This window comes from Enterovibrio litoreus, from assembly GCF_045679545.1.
In the GTDB taxonomy this organism is placed as follows: Bacteria; Pseudomonadota; Gammaproteobacteria; order Enterobacterales; family Vibrionaceae; genus Enterovibrio.
Genome location: NZ_CP166194.1, coordinates 1,957,888 through 1,974,615, shown reverse-complemented (window position 1 = coordinate 1,974,615; position 16,728 = coordinate 1,957,888). Strand labels below are relative to the sequence as shown.

Here is a 16,728-nt window from a genome sequence, read left to right as displayed (position 1 = left end):
AATATCCTTTGCTCTGACGATGTAAGGAGTCTGTCATCATAGCAAAGGCAATGGCGACAAAAATAGTGATTGAAATCTTTACGTTAAATTTACTTGTTTACCTCAGTGACTACGAGAAAAACAGTCGTTAGCGATCATGAAAGTTGTTCTATTAATCTCACTAAGACTTCAATTTTCTGGTTTGACAGTTGGCGATAGTCAAAATAAGGGCAAATAATAATGGGCAGTGTTGGATGTCTGGCGAAGTCATTGTCGAGCCAAACGCATTGTTCTGCGATACCCAGTTTTTGTGCATGGTTTTTTCCAGCAATGATGTGAATGCCATGTCTTGCGGCTAACGCATTCACATCGTGCCTGCCGAAGAGCAAAGCACCGTTGGAGGTGGCTTGGAGCAATTCATCATCTCGGTATGTCTGCCATGCAGCAAAGCCATGCGGCCGAAATGTTGAATGCTCAGGTAGCGCAAATACTAACTTTGCATAGACATTAAACACTTTTCGCCAGCCGTTTCCACCCACTTGTCCAATGGCGGTTATGTCTCCGCTGTTAAGGGGCGCGCGACTTCCTTCAAGAGGCATCTCGCCCCAAAGATCGTGTAGAGGTGGTGCTTTTTCAACGTAGACATTGATAGAAGGGTTGGATGGCCCAAGAGAAAAAGAGTACACGCTGTTTATCCTGCTATTTGTTTTGTTGTACGAAATCGATAAATGCGCGGTCTGCCAAAGACAAGTAACCGTGCTTCCGCCATGCCATGGCAATATCCAATGTCACGGGTTCTTCGAATGGAATGGCAACGAGCCCAGGTTCGTGCTGTGTCACCAACTCAAGCAAAGCGGTGATGGCAAAACCGTGACGAACAATGTTTAAGATCATCGCTAACAAGTTGGTTTCAAAAGAAAGGTTGGGGGTGATTTTATGACTAGCACAAATTCGGTCAATAAATTCCCGATGAAAATAGCCTTTTTTGAACATGACTAATTCTTCATTAAAGAAGGATTGAAAGCTCATGGAGGTCTGTGCTGCCAACGGATGATCGACACTGGTGACGGCGACCATTTGCGAAGAAATTAAATGGGTGGTGTCCAATGCCGCAGGAACATCTTGGCTGTGAATAACACCAATATCCAGCTCACCATCCAACAGCATTTGTCGAATAGATTGCGTGCCCGCTTCTACCACGCTGAGTTTTAAATCGGGATACTTACTCTTGAAGCCCATCAATATGGATGGGAAGAAGTAAGATCCCAGCATACCGGGTACGCCCACGCGAACTTCGCCTTTTTGTAGGCCACGAAGTTCGGCCATTTCGGTGTTGGCATCTTCAACCATTCTCAAAATACGGTATGCGTGAGGCAGCAGCGCTTGGCCTTCTTGCGTTAAGTGCACTTGACGCTCGTTGCGGTCAAATAGATTCAGGCCAAGGCTGGCTTCTAATTTTTTGATCGAGATGCTCAACGCAGGTTGAGCAATATTCAGCTTTCTGGCGGCGCGGGTGAAGTTTTTTTGCTCGGCGACACTGACAAAATATCGAAGCTGTCTTAGATCCATGCTTTCTGTGCCTTTTGATAGTCGATGTGAGTGTCAGAGATGGCCTATACCCAAGCACCTTAAAGTTGTGTGGGAATAGGTATTAATATATGATCTCACTCCTATATAATTAATATACTTTATATATTGCTGATAGGTTGCTAATTTCTCACTATGTTGTGAAATCAGTAATGTAGAGCATGATCGAATTACAAACACCTGCTTATCGTAAAGCCGCATTTGCCTTATCTTTTGGCTCCTTTTTGGTGTTCTGCAACCTCTATTTGTTTCAACCAATGCTTCCTGTGTTTGCTGATGCTTTTGGCGTTACGGCCACGAAAGCGAATTGGCTTCTCGCTTCGTCCACCTTGGGTTTATCGATGAGTTTGCTGCCATGGGCGTTGTTGTCAGAGAAAATTGGCCGTCGTCCCGTAATGCTGACAAGTCTATTTTTGATGCCAATCGTGGGTTTTGCGTCACTGCATGTGGATGCATTTTGGGGGCTGGTGGCGCTGCGAGCGTTAATGGGCATCGCTTTGGCGGGCTATGCCGCAGTGGCGGTGGCGTATATGGCGGATGAGTTTAGCCCAACTGCACTCGTCGTTGCGGTGGGCGGGTATATCAGCGCCAACTCCTTAGGCGGGATTTTCGGTCGTTTATCCGGCGGCTTGTTCTCGGATTTTTTTGGATGGCAGGGTGCCGTGATGGCCATGGCGATATTCACGGCTGTTGGCATTCTATTGGTCTGGTATTTGCTCCCTGCGCAAAGCAGGTTTGTGTCGTCCCACACTTCACTTCTCGCTCAAACCAAAGTGATTGGTGAGCACATTAAAACGCCAGTATTGTGGGCGGCCATGATCATTGGAGGGGTGAACTTTGCCCTTTTCGTTAACATTTATTCGGTGACCACGTTTAGGCTGCTGGAAGCACCGTTTAACCTTCCCGTTGGCATCGCATCGGCCATTTTCATTTGTTATCTCGCGGGCACACTGACCTCTCGGCTAAGTGGGCGCTGGGCGAACCGCTATTCACCAATTTCGGGGATGACGTTTGGTACAGTGGTGACATTGTTAGGCGTGCTAATAGCCAGTATTGAAACACAAGCAACCGTGATAATCGGCCTGCTGATTGTGAGTGGCGGCGCGTTCTTCACACACTCGTTGGCTTATGGATGGGTCAGTCGACATGCAACGAAGGGTAAAGCCACTGCCACGGCACTCTATCTTGTTCATTACTATGTGGGTGGCAGCCTGGGTGGTTTCTATTTGATAGGCTGCTGGGAGTATGGCGGATGGCTAGCCGTCACTGCGGGAGCAATATCGTTGGCGGCACTCAATCTGGTGCTAATACAGATATTGAGCTCTCTTGAAAAGAAGCGATCGACGCAAGAGCCCGTCATTGAAGCAAGAGGATAAGTATTAGTTGGCTGCCTCAAGCCAAGGGCGCTTATGTTTGTCCTGAACATCAGTGCAGTAATGATCAAACATGCGGCTGCAATCTCGTCCATTGTTCTTTGCGTGATACAAAGCAAGGTCAGCTTTTTCAAGTAGCTGATTAAGACTATCTTTTGTTGATAGACTGGTACAAATTCCTACCGATGTGGTGAGTTGGATAGGCTCAGACAATCCTTCTACTTCAATTTTTAACTCACGAACATTGTCCATGATTCTCGTGGCAACTAGCTGTGCGTTCTCTGCGCTGCACTGAGGTAGGAAGAGGATAAACTCCTCACCACCATAGCGGCCAAAGATATCTGATTTTCGCAGTGTCTCTTGTACGGCTTTGGTGAAGGCTTGCAGCACCATGTCACCCGCAAAGTGGCCATATCTATCATTTATCCGTTTAAACCTATCAAGATCCATCAACAGAACAGAATAAGGCCTTGATCGTGTTCGAGTGTTTTCAATGTCGCGCTTAGCAAGCGTAAGCAGCATGCGGCGATTGTAAACCCCAGTCAGCGGGTCAAGCGTGGCGTGACGGTATAAGCGAAGCATCATGTGAAGCTTGGATGTTTGCGCCCAAATAACGAGAAAGCCCACGACTGTTTGTAACCAATAGATCGCAAAAGTGTCTACGGTAAGCAGAGAGCCACTTTGAAAATCAACATAGATCTGTGTCAGCGCCGTAGCAAGGATCAGAGAGAAAGACTCACGAATGGATAAGGGAAATATTGTCAGCATGATGACATGCAGAAACGGCAGCAGTGTGTAGCAATATGTGAAGGTATTGACTGTGTGTGGATAACCCAACACATGGTTAGCCAGCAAATAGAACACATTCATGCTCATTATCAGTGAACTTAAAGCAATGCGACAGTCGCGAAGTGAATGACGAGACCGAACGATATGGGCAATGCCAAAGAGTGTTGCAATGAGACAAATTCTAAGAATAGCGAGTGAATAGTTTTTGCTATCAATTAGCAGGCTATCAACGGGTATCCATACGAGAGTGAGCGCCGCCCAAACATAGCTGAGTGCAATAATACGCGAGCGAAGATAGGTAGCCCGTGTTGTGTTAAAACTGCTAGCGTGACGCTTTGCACTCCAGAGTTCCTGAAGGGAGAGCTTAAAATGGCGGTAGGACAACTCCATGTTTCCCCAAAATTAATTGCATTTTTTGACGCAAAGTACAGCGATATTGCGACCACATGACTTTGTTTTTTGAGGTGCATTCACAATATTCCCTTATATATTAATACAGTTACATATGAATGCGAGTGAATGCAAAGTTATCATCAGCAATTGTGAGGTTATCTGCATTGTTAAGCCGATATAACCAATTTGCTTTAAACTCGGCGTTCAGGGTCTATCTCGGGCATTTAGGTGCAACACTTGGGTAACTTCATGTTGCTCGGGTATAATCTTCGCGTTGATTTTTACGGGTAGTAGAGAATGTACGAAGTTTTAAGTTCTGTGGTTATGTCAGGTGCGTTAGGTGCTCAATGTGTATTAACTTTGGTGCTACTTAAAGGTGATATTTGCCCGGGTCAGCGCGGACGCTTGCACAAAGCATTTTGGTATTTGGTTGCCGCTTGGGCATTGGTTATTCCATTCTCGCCATTTGCAACGCTGCCATTTATCGCATTAGGCATTTTCTCATTGCGCTCCAAGTCAGGGAAAACAAGACTTTCTGGTCCAATCCCTGTGTTGCATTTGGCAAATGGCTTCGGTGCACTGGCAGTATTGCTTGCAGCTTGGCAACAAGGTGTGTCTGTTGGGACCTTGATGTTGTCACAAGTTGTATTGGTTGGCGCAATCACGTCGCATTGCCTGCTGGTTAGAGCGCGTTCACGTTTACAAGCCTTTCATCGCATTCTTCCTGTGGCGGGCATTGTCGCCGCGATGTTGATGGCTGTGATCATAGCAATGGCCAGCACTTCACTGCCTGAAGCATCGGCCAATGCGCTTGTGACGTCAGTCTTGACCAGTTTGGGTTTGGTATTGCTGGGTGTCATGGTATGGGCGGTTCATTTGCTGCGTCAAACGCCACCGCATTTGCTGCAATTGTGCTGCGCTCTAATGGCAATTGTCGGTGCATCAGGTGTGGCCTTGTCCACGCTAGCTTGAGCCACTGACTTCCTAGCTATGATTCGTTAACGGGGATCTTCTCCGTCTCAAACGCAATAATAAGGCACGTGAAGTGCCTTTTTTGTGGCTGTTTACTGCCTCTACTTCTCCGTACATTGCATCGTGTTCTAAGATAATTGAAAGCGTGTTATCAACAGGAGTATGTGGTGATGGAAATTCACAATCTTTCGCATCTTGAAGGTGCAATGGTTTACAGCATCGTGAATGAGAAGCTGCGTTTAGAGTGCGATAGCCTCGACGATCTCTTGTCGCAATTGGAATTGGATCAACAATCCTTTCAACACAAACTGGATGAAATGGGGTGTTACTACGACCCCGTGGTCAATCAATTGCGCCAAAAGTAGATAATCTATTGATGCCAATGGGTATTAGACCTTCTTAATACCATCCAAATGGGTATGGCATTGATTGCGAGCGGTGGCGAAGAATGCTTGAAGATAGGGCCGTTGCGCCTCCTGATTTCTTACTGCGGCATAAAGTCGACGCCAAAGCCCTTTGCCGAGTGGCCTATCAACTACCAGCCCCTGCCTTGAAAACTCACTGATTGCCCAATTTGGCAGCGCTGCCACACCCAAACCTGCGGTGACCATTTGAATCAGCATTAAGGTATTGTCTGCGGATTTAAACTGCGCTGGTTCAATGCCCGCAGGGTGTAAAAAGTGTTTTATCACGTCCATGCGCTGTCGCTGAACAGGGTAGGTGAGCAGGGTCTCTCCCGCCAAATCCTTGGGCTCAATGACTTTCTTTGCAGCCAAAGGATGGGTGTCTGACAATACCAGACGCATTTCAAAATCAAACAGTGCTTCGTAGTGAATTTCGCTGCGAGGGCTGATATCAGACGTGATCACCAAGTCTAGCTCTCCTCCCGCCAATGCTGGCAAAGGCTCAAACCCAAACCCTGACGAGAAGTCTAACGTTACGAGCGGCCAGCTCATGCGATATTCCTTGAGTGCTGGCATTAACCATTGGAAACACGAGTGGCATTCGATCGCCATGTGCAGTCGTCCCTGTGCATCTTCTTTTAATGCGGCTAGATCGGTTTCTGCTCGCGAGAGGCGAGGCAATACATCATCTGCCAGTGTGAGCAGCACTTGTCCTTCAGCGGTGAATCTAACAGGGCGTGTTTTTCGAAGAAACAGAGGCGCACCGATACGAAGTTCAAGATCTTTTAACTGATGCGAAAGGGCAGATTGCGTAAGACAAAGCTGCGTGGCTGTCGCTGTGAGCGAGCCTGTGTCGCGTAATACAGAGAGGGTGCGTAAGTGCTTTACTTCTAACATGAATTATTCTCAACATCCGTTTGAGTAAATTGAGTTTGTTTTATGCACTCTAATGAATCATTGTGGACATGTAAACATCTGGACGGCTAAAAAGGAGAGATAGCATGACCACGACACATATTCTGGGATACCCGCGCATTGGTAACAAACGAGAACTGAAATTTGCATTGGAGCAATATTGGAACGGTGAAATCAATCAACAAGGACTGTTGGATGTTGGCGCAACCATTCGTCATCATAACTGGCAGGTACAAAAAGACGCAGGGCTGTCTTATGTCACTGTGGGCGATTTCGCTTGGTACGATCAAGTGCTACAAACCAGCCTAACGCTGGGTCACATTCCCAAGCGTCATCGTCATGGTCACCCTGATCTGGACACCCTGTTTCGTATCGCTCGAGGCAAAGCACCAACGGGTTGCAGTTGCGCCGCGTCGGACATGACCAAGTGGTTTAATACAAACTATCACTATATTGTCCCTGAGTTCACTAAAGACGACGAGTTTGCACTGAGCTGGAATCAATTATTCGATGAAGTTAGCGAAGCGCAGAAATCAGGATACAAAGTAAAGCCCGCGATTCTGGGACCCATTTCTTACCTTTTCTTGGGCAAAGAGAAAGAAGCAGATTTCAACCGCCTTGAATTGCTGCCACGCCTGTTGTCGGTATATCAGCAAATTCTCAATAAATTGAAGTCACAAGGCGTGGAATGGGTTCAGATTGACGAGCCTATTCTCACCCTAGAATTACCAACTGAATGGCGCAATGCATTCAAGCTTGCCTATCAAGTGATCGGTGGCGATGTGAAGCTGCTGCTCACCACCTATTTTGAATCAGTTGAGCATCAGCTCGATGTGATTTCATCGCTCAACGTCAATGGACTGCACCTCGATGCGAACGTCGCGCCGCAGCATGTGGATACCATTGTTGATGCCATTCCAGATCATTGGGTTGTGTCTCTTGGTGTGGTTAATGGTCGAAATATCTGGAAAGCGAACCTCAACAAGTGGCTCACTGCACTGCAACCAACGGCAGACAAACTCGGCGAAAGACTGTGGATTGGTAGCAGTTGTTCTTTGCTGCATTCTCCGATTGATGTTGAGCAAGAAACCGCCCTTGAGCCGGAAGTGAAAAGCTGGCTTGCGTTTGCTAAACAAAAAGTGGACGAAGTCGTGTTGCTGGCCAATGCGCTGAATGGAAACAGTGCAGCGATTGCGCAGGCTAAAGCATATAGCGAAGCGATTGAAGCCCGTGCCACGAGCCTTCGTGTTAACAAGCCTGAGGTTCAGGCACGAGTGAATGGCATCACTGCAGCATTAGCGGAGCGCGCATTACCTTATCAACAACGTGCTGAAGCACAGAAAGCGTCATTGTCACTACCACTGTTCCCGACCACGACGATTGGTTCTTTCCCACAAACCGGCGAGATACGTCAACAACGTCGCGCGTTCAAAACGGGAGCACTGTCTGAGGCCGAGTACACAACAGTGATTCAAGGTCACATTAAAGATGCTATCGATCGCCAAGAGAAGCTCGGTCTGGATGTGCTCGTACACGGTGAACCAGAGCGCAATGACATGGTTGAATACTTCGCAGAGCACTTGGATGGCTTTGCGGTGACCCGTTTTGGTTGGGTACAAAGCTATGGTTCGCGATGCGTGAAACCTGCCGTGATCGTCGGAGACATTTCACGCCCTGCACCTATTTCTGTTGATTGGACAGCGTATGCGCAAAGTCTGAGCAGTAAGCCTGTGAAAGGCATGTTGACGGGCCCAGTCACGATTCTGGGCTGGACGTTCCCACGAGAAGATATTTCTCGTCAGCAAATTGCTGAGCAGATTGCGTTGGCACTGCGTGATGAAGTGTCCGATTTGCAAGATGCTGGTATCAAAGTAATCCAAATTGATGAGCCTGCGATTCGCGAAGGGTTACCGTTAAAAGCCAGTCAATGGAAAACGTATCTGGAATGGGCCGTCAATGCCTTTAAGATCTCTGCAGCCAGTGCCACACCAGACACGCAGATCCACACGCATATGTGTTACAGCGAATTCAATGACATCATTGACGCCGTTGCCGCATTGGATGCAGATGTGATTACCATTGAAACCTCGCGTTCAGACATGGAATTGCTGCAAGCCTTTGAAGCGTTCGCGTATCCAAATGAAGTCGGCCCAGGTGTCTATGACATTCACTCACCAAATATTCCTGAAGTGGAAGGGATTGTTGCTTTGCTTGAAAAAGCGCGCAAAACCATTCCTGACGAGCGTTTGTGGGTAAACCCAGATTGCGGATTGAAAACCCGCAATTGGGATGAAGTGGAAGCGGCGCTGTCGAGTTTGGTAAAGGCAGCCAAAGTGTTACGAAAAGATGTGGCTTAATGATCGTTTAGTCAGATAGCCAAATCGAGAAATAGCAAAATAGCCCTGATAGGAAATGTTCTGTCAGGGCTTTGCACCCCCAAATATCACTCTCAATGAATTAACGAACCAAAGAATACAAACGGTTAGTCAGCTCAATGTTGGCGTGATCACGAAATATGACCAACAATTAGTTAACATCTGTTGGAGAGCGTATTGAGGATGGCAAAGAAGGTTTTGTATTCAACGATTATTACAGTCTTAGTTGGGCTGTTTTTCTCGTTCCTCGCTGCCATGTCTTTGCATCAATCAGAGAAACAAGCGATTACGCATGAAATTCAAAAAGATGTTGAAAATGCAGCACTTTCTTTAGGAAGAGAGCTCAATATAAGCATTGAATTGCTTTATGCACTTCGTAATCAACTCGCCACGAGTCAGGACATCAGTGAATCGAGCTTTACCACATTGGCTGACAGTGTCATGGATAGGCACCCAACTATTCGCGCAATGGAATGGGCGGAATTTGTTCTCGGTGAAGACCGTGAGCTCTACGAATCAGAAGCAGCCCTCGAATTTGCGCTTTTTGAGATCATAGAGCTGAGCGCCAATGGTGACCTCGTTGGGGCAGCAGCGCGAGATAGGTATTTTCCCGTTCGTTACATCACGCCCTACGAAGAGAATCAACATATATTGGGTTTTGATCTGGCCTCACGACAATCAATGAAAGATGCGCTAGAAATGAGTTGGTATCGCGGTGTACCTATTGCAACGCCTGCCATGAGGTTGAAGCGTGAGTTCGAAGACAACAGCGGTTTCATGATGTTGTTACCCGTATTTCATGGTGACCCAGAAACAGATGCAGATCGTCAATCTGCTCTTCGTGGCTTTTTACTCGCTTTGTTTGATGTGGAAGATATTTTTGAACTGGCCATCAATAATACGGTAAAAGAATCCATCAATCTCGAATTATTAGATGTTGGCCTGAATACACAAAATGACGTTATTTATCATAATGTTGTCGATTTATCCGAGCCGCCTGTGGCCGCATTGAGCTATACCTCAACGCCCATTTACTTTGCAGGCAGAGAGTGGTTGCTAAAAGGTACGCCATCGCCAAGTTATGTGAATAGCCGAATGAGCATCTACCCGCATTTGATTTTCTTTATCGGTGTGTTGATATTTACCTTGTTGGCATACCTACTTTATATGCTGCAACATCGCGCGCTGACGATCCAAAAACGTGTTGATGCAAAAACCCGCGAACTGCGAGAAGCCAATAAAAAGCTGGAGAAAATGTCGAAAAGCGATGGTTTAACCGGGTATTGCAACCGTGACTATTTTGAAGAATGCATTCAAGCGGAAGTGAAGCGAACCCAGCGCGATAATCTGGCGATCAGTTTGATTGTGATTGAAATAGACAATATGTCTCGTTACAACGAAAAACATGGCCGTGTTGTTGGTGACAAAGCGATTCGACTGATTGGGCAGGCTGTAGCCGACACATTAAAGCGTCCCGGTGACTTGTTGGCGCGTTATGGCGGTGAAACATTTGCAATATTGCTGCCTAACACAAAAGACGGTGAGCCCATCGCTCAGTTGTGTATTGATGCGGTTAAGAAGCTAAAACTGCCGTTCGACAAAGAAGCAGGCACTCAGATCATGACGATTTCGATTGGTGGTGTTTCGGTGCTAAATTCTGACGAAATCGATACATCCAAAGTGATTGCGTATGCTGAGATTGCATTGGGCAAAGCGATTAACGCTGGACGAGATCAATGTAGCTGGATTTATACCCAAGAAAGCAAACAGCCCCCAATTGGAGGCTGAAAATGGTAGCTTGTTAGCGTATCAAGCGACAAAGCGTGTTCGTAAAAAAGGTCATTAATTTACCCAATCACGAAGCTGAAATGAAAGAACGTGCTCACCGTTTTTCAGTTGCAGCGTTTGTTTAGTCAGTGTCACGTCGCTCCAATCACCCAGCACATTCGTCATCACGCCTTCGATAGCCATTGCTTGCTCTGGACATGCCATCATGGTGCTCGCCATTTTATCAATGCGGAATTGTTCACCCTTCAGCTCACCTTGTCCAAAATAGCGGTTACAACCCGCGTGACCATTGGCAGTGAAAGACTCACCAATTTCCAGGCTTGGTGCGGCGAAACCTTCAGGAAGGTTCAATGGCTGACCATCAACACTTTCCAGTACCCAGTTGTGGTGCTGCATGTTCACGGTAGAAACGTCTAATGCGTCGGTTTTATCAGAAGTGCTTGTTGCACAACCCGCCAAAATTGCTGGCGCAACCAGCATTGCGATTGCCATCTTTTTCATTCGTTACTCCAGAAATATTACTGAATGCGTTAATTAGAGTTCGATACAGGGTTAAAGACAGTGTCGTTGAGGTTTAGTTTCCTCTTATGCAATGCATTTTCTACTGTATGACTCCCTTCATTATTCGCTTTCTGTACCGCTTATCAAGTCAGAACTCTGTTAAAACCTTAATTTTATGGTGACTATTCGCATTGTGTTGCTCGATTTTAAGATGATTGGGTGATTTGTTAACCCATTCAATGTTAGTGGCGCAATCTTTTAGCCAAAGTCGCCATTCACGTAGCCTCGAGTACGATCATCGCGAGGATGAGCAAACAGTTGTTGCGTGTCATCATGCTCAACCAATTCCCCCATCAAGAAGAATGCAGTGCGATCTGAAATGCGGCGAGCTTGCTGCATGGAGTGGGTCACAATAACGATGGTGTAGTTTTTCTTTAACTCTTCCATCAAATCTTCAATTTTTTTCGTCGCAATAGGGTCGAGTGCTGATGTCGGTTCGTCCATCAGGATCACTTCCGGCTCCATAGCGATGGTGCGGGCAATACAAAGGCGCTGTTGCTGGCCACCGGATAATCCAAATGCATGAGATTTCAAACGGTCTTTCACTTCATCCCAAAGCGCGGCACTTCTTAGGCTTTTTTCAACCACGGCATCGAGTTTTTTCTTATCTTTCATCCCTTGTGCGCGCAGGCCATAAGCCACGTTTTCGTAGATGCTCATGGGGAATGGATTAGCTTTTTGGAACACCATGCCAACTTTGATGCGAAGATTGGCAATATCAATGTTACCGTAAACATTCTCGCTATCCATTTCCAAACGACCGTCTATCTTCACGCCTTCAATCAGATCGTTCATACGATTTAAGCAGCGCAATAATGTCGATTTACCGCAACCCGATGGGCCAATCAATGCCGTCACTTTCTTGTGCGGGATTGGCAGGCTGATGTTTTTCAGTGCATGATTTGCACCGTTGTTGTAATAAAGGTTCAGATTTTCAATATCGAATTTGTTCATGATTTATTCTCTTAAACTCAGTAAGAAGCTTTGCTAAATTTGCTGGCGATAACTTTTGTCAGCAGGTTCATAAGCAGTACGACGACAATCAGTACGGTGGCAGTGGCATAGGCTTGATTCCACTCGTGCACCGTGTAGAGCTCCTGAGTTAACTTATAAAGATGGACGGTAAGCGTGCGACCCGAGTCCAGCACACTTTCTGGAATGCGTGCGACCATACCGGCAGTAAGAAAAACCGGTGCAGATTCGCCAATGACGCGGCCGACACTCAAAATGATGGAGGTGACAATGCCGGGCATCGCACTCGGCAGAATCAGTTTCCAAATGGTATAGATTTTTGACGCGCCCAAACCATATGAGCCTTCACGGTAGGTTTGTGGTACGGCCATTAATGCTTCTTCCGTGGTACGAATAATCACTGGCAAAATCAAGATACTTAGCGTTAATGCGCCAGAAAGTATCGAAAAGCCAAGACCCAGTACGCCGACAAAAAACGTCATGCCGAACAGACCAAAAATGATTGAAGGAATGCCCGCCAATGATTCGGTGCAAAAACGAATCACCTTCACCAGTTTGCTGCCGAGCTTTGCGTACTCAGTGAGGTATATCGCCGTCATAATGCCGACAGGCGCAGCAATAGAAATAGAAGCGATGACCATGTAAATGGTTGAGACAATCATTGGCCAAATACCTGATTGTTCGCCAATACGTGTGTAATCGCCAGTGATGAATGACCAATCAACGTATTGCAGGCCATTACTCAAGATGTACCAAATGATCCAGAACAGAAACCCGACCGTCATCCCTGCGGCCAGCCAAACAGTAACCATCAAGATATTGTCTTTTCGTTGACGTGAAAGCATGTCGATTACCTCGCTTTTTCGCGATTAAGGAAAAGCAGCGTTGCGTTAAGCATCATGATAAAGACCAGAAGCACGATACCTGTGGCGTAAAGAGCGCTGGCATGAATACCTGAGGCATAAGACATTTCCAACGCGATATTGGCGGTTAATGTGCGAGCAGATTCCAAAATGCCTTCAGGCATAGCGGGAGCGTTACCCATCACCATGATGATGGCCATGGTCTCACCCAGTGCGCGTGCGATGCCGAGAATGACACCTGTCATGATCCCAGACCGCGCTGCAGGAATAAGCAGTGTAAACGTGGTGAACATGGGAGACGCACCTAACGCCAACGAGCCCTCTTTGTAAGTTTTCGGTACGGCACGTAATGAGGTTTCTGATACCGCAATGACCGTAGGTAAAATCATCACTGCCAGCACAATAATACCGGCCAGCACTGTGTTACCCGCGGGAACGTTAAATACGTCTTGAATCAAAGGGACGATAATGACAAGGCCAAAGAAGCCGTATACCACCGATGGGATGCCCGCGAGTAACTCCACGGCAGGTCGAATGATGTTTGCCAGCCATTTTGGTGCAACTTCGGCAATGAAAACGGCGGTGAGTACGGCAACGGGAACACCCAGAACGACAGCACCTGCTGTAGAGACGAGTGACGCAACAATCATTGGCGCAATGCCATAAAGCGCTGGAGGTAGCCATTCAACGCCTGTCACCATGTTGGTCAAGCCAGCTTGTTGAATGGCTGGAATGCCTTCGCGAAAAATAAAGTAACCAATGGTGGCGAGAGATAACACGCCCAAGATAGCGGCGGCTAAGAACAATGCTCGGAAAAACGCTTCGCGCCAGTCTTGGTTCTTACGTTTACCCAGTTTGCCAACATTGCTCATGTTATTTTTTATGCTGGTGGGTTGAAGGTCGATAACGTGTTGGTTTGCGGTGGTCATGCTCACTCCATGATGCCAACAATGGCAGTTAGGAAGTATTTTTAATAAGGCCTGACAAGTGCGTCAGGCCAACAGGACGTTATTCAAATTTAGGGGTAGGCAAACAGTGAATGATTTATTGAACTGCTACATAACCCTGGTTTGATACGATTTTCTGGCCGTCAGCAGATACGACCCACTTGAGGAAGTTTTCTGCTGCAGGTGATGCCTCACCTGTTTTGCTCAACACCAGAAAGGGACGGGCAACTTTGTAGTGTCCGGCAGCAACGGCCTCTGAGGTTGCTTCTACGCCGTTTACTTTGACGGCTTTCAATGAGGCATCAATTGAGCCCAGAGAGATATAGCCGATGGCGAAAGGATTGTTAGCCACAATGGTTTTAACGACGCCGTTACCGTTGCCCACTTGTGCTCGCTGGGAAATGGCGGAGACCTTCATACCGTTGATATTGCGCTTCAAGCTCATGATGTCTTCAAACGCGCCGCGAGTGCCTGATGCGGTGTCGCGAGTGACAACAACGATGGGTTTGTTTTCACCGCCAACTTCCGACCAATTTTTTACGTCGCCGCGGTAAATTTTTGCGATTTGTTCAATTGTGAGGTCAACAAGAGGATTCGAATTGTTCACCACAACGGCGATACCATCACGCGCAATCACGGTCTCTTTAAGGGATGGTTCTTTCTCGGAATCTTTCAGTGCGCGTGATGCCATACCAAACATTGAAGTGCCATTTTTTGCGGCTTTCACCCCAGCCGAAGAACCCGTGCCTTGCACTTCAATAAAGGTGTTGCTGTTCTGCGCTTGATACGTTTCAGCCAGTACTTCCATCACTTCGGTCACAGAGGTAGAACCTGACACTGTAATCGTGTCTTGCGCAGAAGCCGTGTTAGCCATCAGTGCGCCAGCGACACACAATGCAGTGAAAATGGTTGATTTCATTCTAGCTTTCCTTAGTCGTTGCTTTTCTTTAAGACGAAGTTTGTGTCGACGCGGCAACTTTAAGAAAGTTATATGACAGTGATGTTTCACTTATTTGAAGCATTAATTACGAGGCAGGTGTTTTGCTTTTGAATAGATTGATTTGTGAGCGATTGATGCAAGGCAGGGTTCAGGCATGGGAGTGAGCGAGTCAGTTAGGCGGTTTTAAACACCGTGATGGAGCAGACAAACACCGTGATGAAGCGATATCAGTTTTGGCTGGAAACCTTGGGCTGGATAATGCTTGATTCGTTTAGCCATGCATCAGTTTGAGCGAGGTTCATTGGGCGACCGTACCAGTAACCTTGAATTTTGTCGCAGCCGATGGACATCAGATATTGTCCTAACGCTTCGGTTTCCACCCCTTCAGCCACGACGCGGCAATCCAAACTGTGAGCAAGGTATATGGTAGAACGCACAATAGCTTCGTGGTTACTGCTATAGAGTAAGTCTGTCACAAAACTGCGGTCAATCTTGATTTCATCAATGGGCATGTTGCTCAGAATAGACAGTGAAGAGAAGCCAGTACCAAAATCATCGATGCTTAAGTAGACGCCTAGCTTCTTAATCTTCTCTAGCACGACTCTCGCTTTGGCTGGGTTTTGCATCATGCTGGTTTCTGTGAGTTCAAGGGTCAATTGCGCTGGATTGATGTTGTATTTTTTTATCAAACCAGCGAGATAGGGTTCGAGGTTTTCGTCTTCCAAATCTTTGACCGACAAGTTGACTTGCACTTGAGGTGTAATGGATTGCTGCTGCCAAACAGCCAATTGAGCCACCGTGGTTTCAAGTACCCAATGAGAAATTTGCTTGATGGCATTGGTTTGTTCCGCAATGGGAATGAAATCATCAGGACGCACGCAATATCCGTCTCCTAACGTCCATCTAATGAGTGCTTCAAACGTCGTTTGATGCGGATTATGCACGTTCATGACTGGCTGAAAGTAGAGTTCAAAGTCCATGGTTGCTAGCGCATTATGCAGCATAGCGGCCAACTCTGATTGATCATAAAAATGTGTCGAAGCGGATGGCTCATAGATGGCATAAGGCGCCTGAATTCGCTTCGCACTGTACATGGAAATTTCTGCCCGCTTTAATATCTCTTCCGCATTCGAACCGTGTTCGGGGAACAAGGCCACACCGACGGTGTTGGTCAGGTTCATGTCATGGTCATTAATGGTCAACGGGTGATCAAGGTATGACTGAACACGCTCAATATAAGCAGCAATGTTGGTGGATTCAGGGTTTGTCATCACCAGAGTGAAGCGGTTTCCGTTGGTTCTGGCGAGAAACAACTCGTCATCCACGAATTCCTTAAGTCTTGCAGAAAATTGTGCCAATAAAATTTCGCCCTTCTGGTGGCTAAACACTTCATTGAGGTTACTGAAATTATTGATATCAATAATTAAAATGGCAAATCGTTGCTGTGAGGCTTCATAGTCGGAGATGTGCTGATTAATGGTGCTCAGAAGAAATCGACGGTTTGGCAGACCGGTCAGAGGGTCATGGGATTCGTTGTGGTGCTGTTGAAATTCAGCAAAGGCAATGCGCTCCATGCTTGAAGACACTACACCAAATATCATGACGCAAAAGATGCCCCCGCCAAAAAATACCACGGAGACGATAAATTCGATCAGAATGATGTCGGATTTCATGGCGATAAACGCGGCGTAGCTTACATAGCCAAGCACAAAACCGAGCATGACAGGCACAAAGCTGAATGTGGCGGGTCGTCTATCTCTGCGATAGAGGGAGATCGATGATCTCAACGCCGAAATAAGGGCGAGCATGCCAAGGATCACGAGGACAATAGAAAGCGTTTTTATCATCGTAGCTGCAATGTGCCCACTGA

The 16,728-nt window shown here is 46.8% G+C and carries 15 protein-coding genes; 5 read left to right on the top strand and 10 right to left on the bottom strand.

Annotated features, from left to right (window positions below; genetic code table 11):
* Window positions 1–134: 134 nt before the first annotated feature.
* Both AB8599_RS08590 and AB8599_RS08585 read right to left on the bottom strand, forming a co-directional pair.
* Window positions 135–665, bottom strand: a complete 531-nt coding sequence (locus AB8599_RS08590; protein WP_407330490.1) for a DUF6942 family protein — start codon at window positions 663–665, stop codon at window positions 135–137.
* Window positions 666–678: 13 nt separating this feature from the next.
* Entirely contained in the window at window positions 679–1,548 is an 870-nt protein-coding gene (locus AB8599_RS08585; protein ID WP_407330489.1) for a LysR family transcriptional regulator, read from the bottom strand.
* Window positions 1,549–1,727: 179 nt separating this feature from the next.
* On the opposite strand from AB8599_RS08585, the gene AB8599_RS08580 reads away from it, so the two are divergent.
* Entirely contained in the window at window positions 1,728–2,942 is a 1,215-nt protein-coding gene (locus AB8599_RS08580; protein ID WP_407330488.1) for an MFS transporter, read from the top strand.
* 3 nt (window positions 2,943–2,945) lie between these two features.
* Here the strand turns inward: AB8599_RS08580 and AB8599_RS08575 are convergent, their stop codons facing one another.
* Window positions 2,946–4,118, bottom strand: a complete 1,173-nt coding sequence (locus tag AB8599_RS08575; protein WP_407330487.1) for a diguanylate cyclase — start codon at window positions 4,116–4,118, stop codon at window positions 2,946–2,948.
* A 300-nt stretch (window positions 4,119–4,418) separates the two neighbouring features.
* On the opposite strand from AB8599_RS08575, the gene AB8599_RS08570 reads away from it, so the two are divergent.
* Both AB8599_RS08570 and AB8599_RS08565 read left to right on the top strand, forming a co-directional pair.
* Window positions 4,419–5,093 (top strand): hypothetical protein, encoded by a 675-nt coding sequence (locus AB8599_RS08570; RefSeq protein ID WP_407330486.1) that lies wholly within the window; start codon window positions 4,419–4,421, stop codon window positions 5,091–5,093.
* A gap of 170 nt (window positions 5,094–5,263) precedes the next feature.
* Window positions 5,264–5,458: a DUF4250 domain-containing protein gene (locus AB8599_RS08565; protein ID WP_407330485.1), complete on the top strand. Its 195-nt coding sequence runs from the start codon at window positions 5,264–5,266 to the stop codon at window positions 5,456–5,458.
* A 24-nt stretch (window positions 5,459–5,482) separates the two neighbouring features.
* Here the strand turns inward: AB8599_RS08565 and metR are convergent, their stop codons facing one another.
* Entirely contained in the window at window positions 5,483–6,394 is a 912-nt protein-coding gene (gene metR / locus AB8599_RS08560) for an HTH-type transcriptional regulator MetR (RefSeq protein ID WP_407330484.1), read from the bottom strand.
* A 104-nt stretch (window positions 6,395–6,498) separates the two neighbouring features.
* On the opposite strand from metR, the gene metE reads away from it, so the two are divergent.
* Together metE and AB8599_RS08550 are read left to right on the top strand one after the other, a co-directional pair.
* Entirely contained in the window at window positions 6,499–8,769 is a 2,271-nt protein-coding gene (gene metE / locus AB8599_RS08555) for a 5-methyltetrahydropteroyltriglutamate--homocysteine S-methyltransferase (RefSeq protein ID WP_407330483.1), read from the top strand.
* A 201-nt stretch (window positions 8,770–8,970) separates the two neighbouring features.
* The gene (locus tag AB8599_RS08550) at window positions 8,971–10,575 is read left to right on the top strand and encodes a CHASE domain-containing protein (RefSeq protein WP_407330482.1); all 1,605 of its coding nucleotides are present in this window, start codon (window positions 8,971–8,973) and stop codon (window positions 10,573–10,575) included.
* A 54-nt stretch (window positions 10,576–10,629) separates the two neighbouring features.
* Here AB8599_RS08550 and AB8599_RS08545 read toward each other — a convergent pair whose 3' ends face one another.
* The 6 genes from AB8599_RS08545 to AB8599_RS08520 form a co-directional block, all read right to left on the bottom strand.
* The gene (locus AB8599_RS08545) at window positions 10,630–11,076 is read right to left on the bottom strand and encodes an META domain-containing protein (protein ID WP_407330481.1); all 447 of its coding nucleotides are present in this window, start codon (window positions 11,074–11,076) and stop codon (window positions 10,630–10,632) included.
* Window positions 11,077–11,334: 258 nt separating this feature from the next.
* Window positions 11,335–12,090, bottom strand: coding sequence for a phosphate ABC transporter ATP-binding protein PstB (gene pstB, locus AB8599_RS08540; RefSeq protein WP_407330480.1), 756 nt, complete (start codon window positions 12,088–12,090; stop codon window positions 11,335–11,337).
* A 17-nt stretch (window positions 12,091–12,107) separates the two neighbouring features.
* On the bottom strand, window positions 12,108–12,953 hold the full coding sequence (gene pstA, locus AB8599_RS08535) for a phosphate ABC transporter permease PstA (protein ID WP_407330479.1): 846 nt from the start codon (window positions 12,951–12,953) through the stop codon (window positions 12,108–12,110).
* Between the two features lie 5 nt (window positions 12,954–12,958).
* On the bottom strand, window positions 12,959–13,843 hold the full coding sequence (pstC, locus tag AB8599_RS08530; protein WP_407333200.1) for a phosphate ABC transporter permease subunit PstC: 885 nt from the start codon (window positions 13,841–13,843) through the stop codon (window positions 12,959–12,961).
* 172 nt (window positions 13,844–14,015) lie between these two features.
* Complete coding sequence (locus tag AB8599_RS08525) at window positions 14,016–14,837, bottom strand: phosphate ABC transporter substrate-binding protein (RefSeq protein WP_407330478.1); 822 nt, start codon at window positions 14,835–14,837, stop codon at window positions 14,016–14,018.
* A gap of 248 nt (window positions 14,838–15,085) precedes the next feature.
* Entirely contained in the window at window positions 15,086–16,705 is a 1,620-nt protein-coding gene (locus AB8599_RS08520; RefSeq protein ID WP_407330476.1) for a putative bifunctional diguanylate cyclase/phosphodiesterase, read from the bottom strand.
* Between the last annotated feature and the right edge of the window lie 23 nt (window positions 16,706–16,728).

What these genes read in the sequence shown, in the direction of transcription:
- AB8599_RS08585 (WP_407330489.1), bottom strand. Translation starts at nt 1,548, where the DNA reads ATGGATCTAAGACAGCTTCGATATTTTGTCAGTGTCGCCGAGCAAAAA.
- AB8599_RS08580 (WP_407330488.1), top strand. Translation starts at nt 1,728, where the DNA reads ATGATCGAATTACAAACACCTGCTTATCGTAAAGCCGCATTTGCCTTA.
- AB8599_RS08575 (WP_407330487.1), bottom strand. Translation starts at nt 4,118, where the DNA reads ATGGAGTTGTCCTACCGCCATTTTAAGCTCTCCCTTCAGGAACTCTGG.
- AB8599_RS08570 (WP_407330486.1), top strand. Translation starts at nt 4,419, where the DNA reads ATGTACGAAGTTTTAAGTTCTGTGGTTATGTCAGGTGCGTTAGGTGCT.
- AB8599_RS08565 (WP_407330485.1), top strand. Translation starts at nt 5,264, where the DNA reads ATGGAAATTCACAATCTTTCGCATCTTGAAGGTGCAATGGTTTACAGC.
- metR (WP_407330484.1), bottom strand. Translation starts at nt 6,394, where the DNA reads ATGTTAGAAGTAAAGCACTTACGCACCCTCTCTGTATTACGCGACACA.
- metE (WP_407330483.1), top strand. Translation starts at nt 6,499, where the DNA reads ATGACCACGACACATATTCTGGGATACCCGCGCATTGGTAACAAACGA.
- AB8599_RS08550 (WP_407330482.1), top strand. Translation starts at nt 8,971, where the DNA reads ATGGCAAAGAAGGTTTTGTATTCAACGATTATTACAGTCTTAGTTGGG.
- AB8599_RS08545 (WP_407330481.1), bottom strand. Translation starts at nt 11,076, where the DNA reads ATGAAAAAGATGGCAATCGCAATGCTGGTTGCGCCAGCAATTTTGGCG.
- pstB (WP_407330480.1), bottom strand. Translation starts at nt 12,090, where the DNA reads ATGAACAAATTCGATATTGAAAATCTGAACCTTTATTACAACAACGGT.
- pstA (WP_407330479.1), bottom strand. Translation starts at nt 12,953, where the DNA reads ATGCTTTCACGTCAACGAAAAGACAATATCTTGATGGTTACTGTTTGG.
- pstC (WP_407333200.1), bottom strand. Translation starts at nt 13,843, where the DNA reads ATGAGCAATGTTGGCAAACTGGGTAAACGTAAGAACCAAGACTGGCGC.
- AB8599_RS08525 (WP_407330478.1), bottom strand. Translation starts at nt 14,837, where the DNA reads ATGAAATCAACCATTTTCACTGCATTGTGTGTCGCTGGCGCACTGATG.
- AB8599_RS08520 (WP_407330476.1), bottom strand. Translation starts at nt 16,705, where the DNA reads ATGATAAAAACGCTTTCTATTGTCCTCGTGATCCTTGGCATGCTCGCC.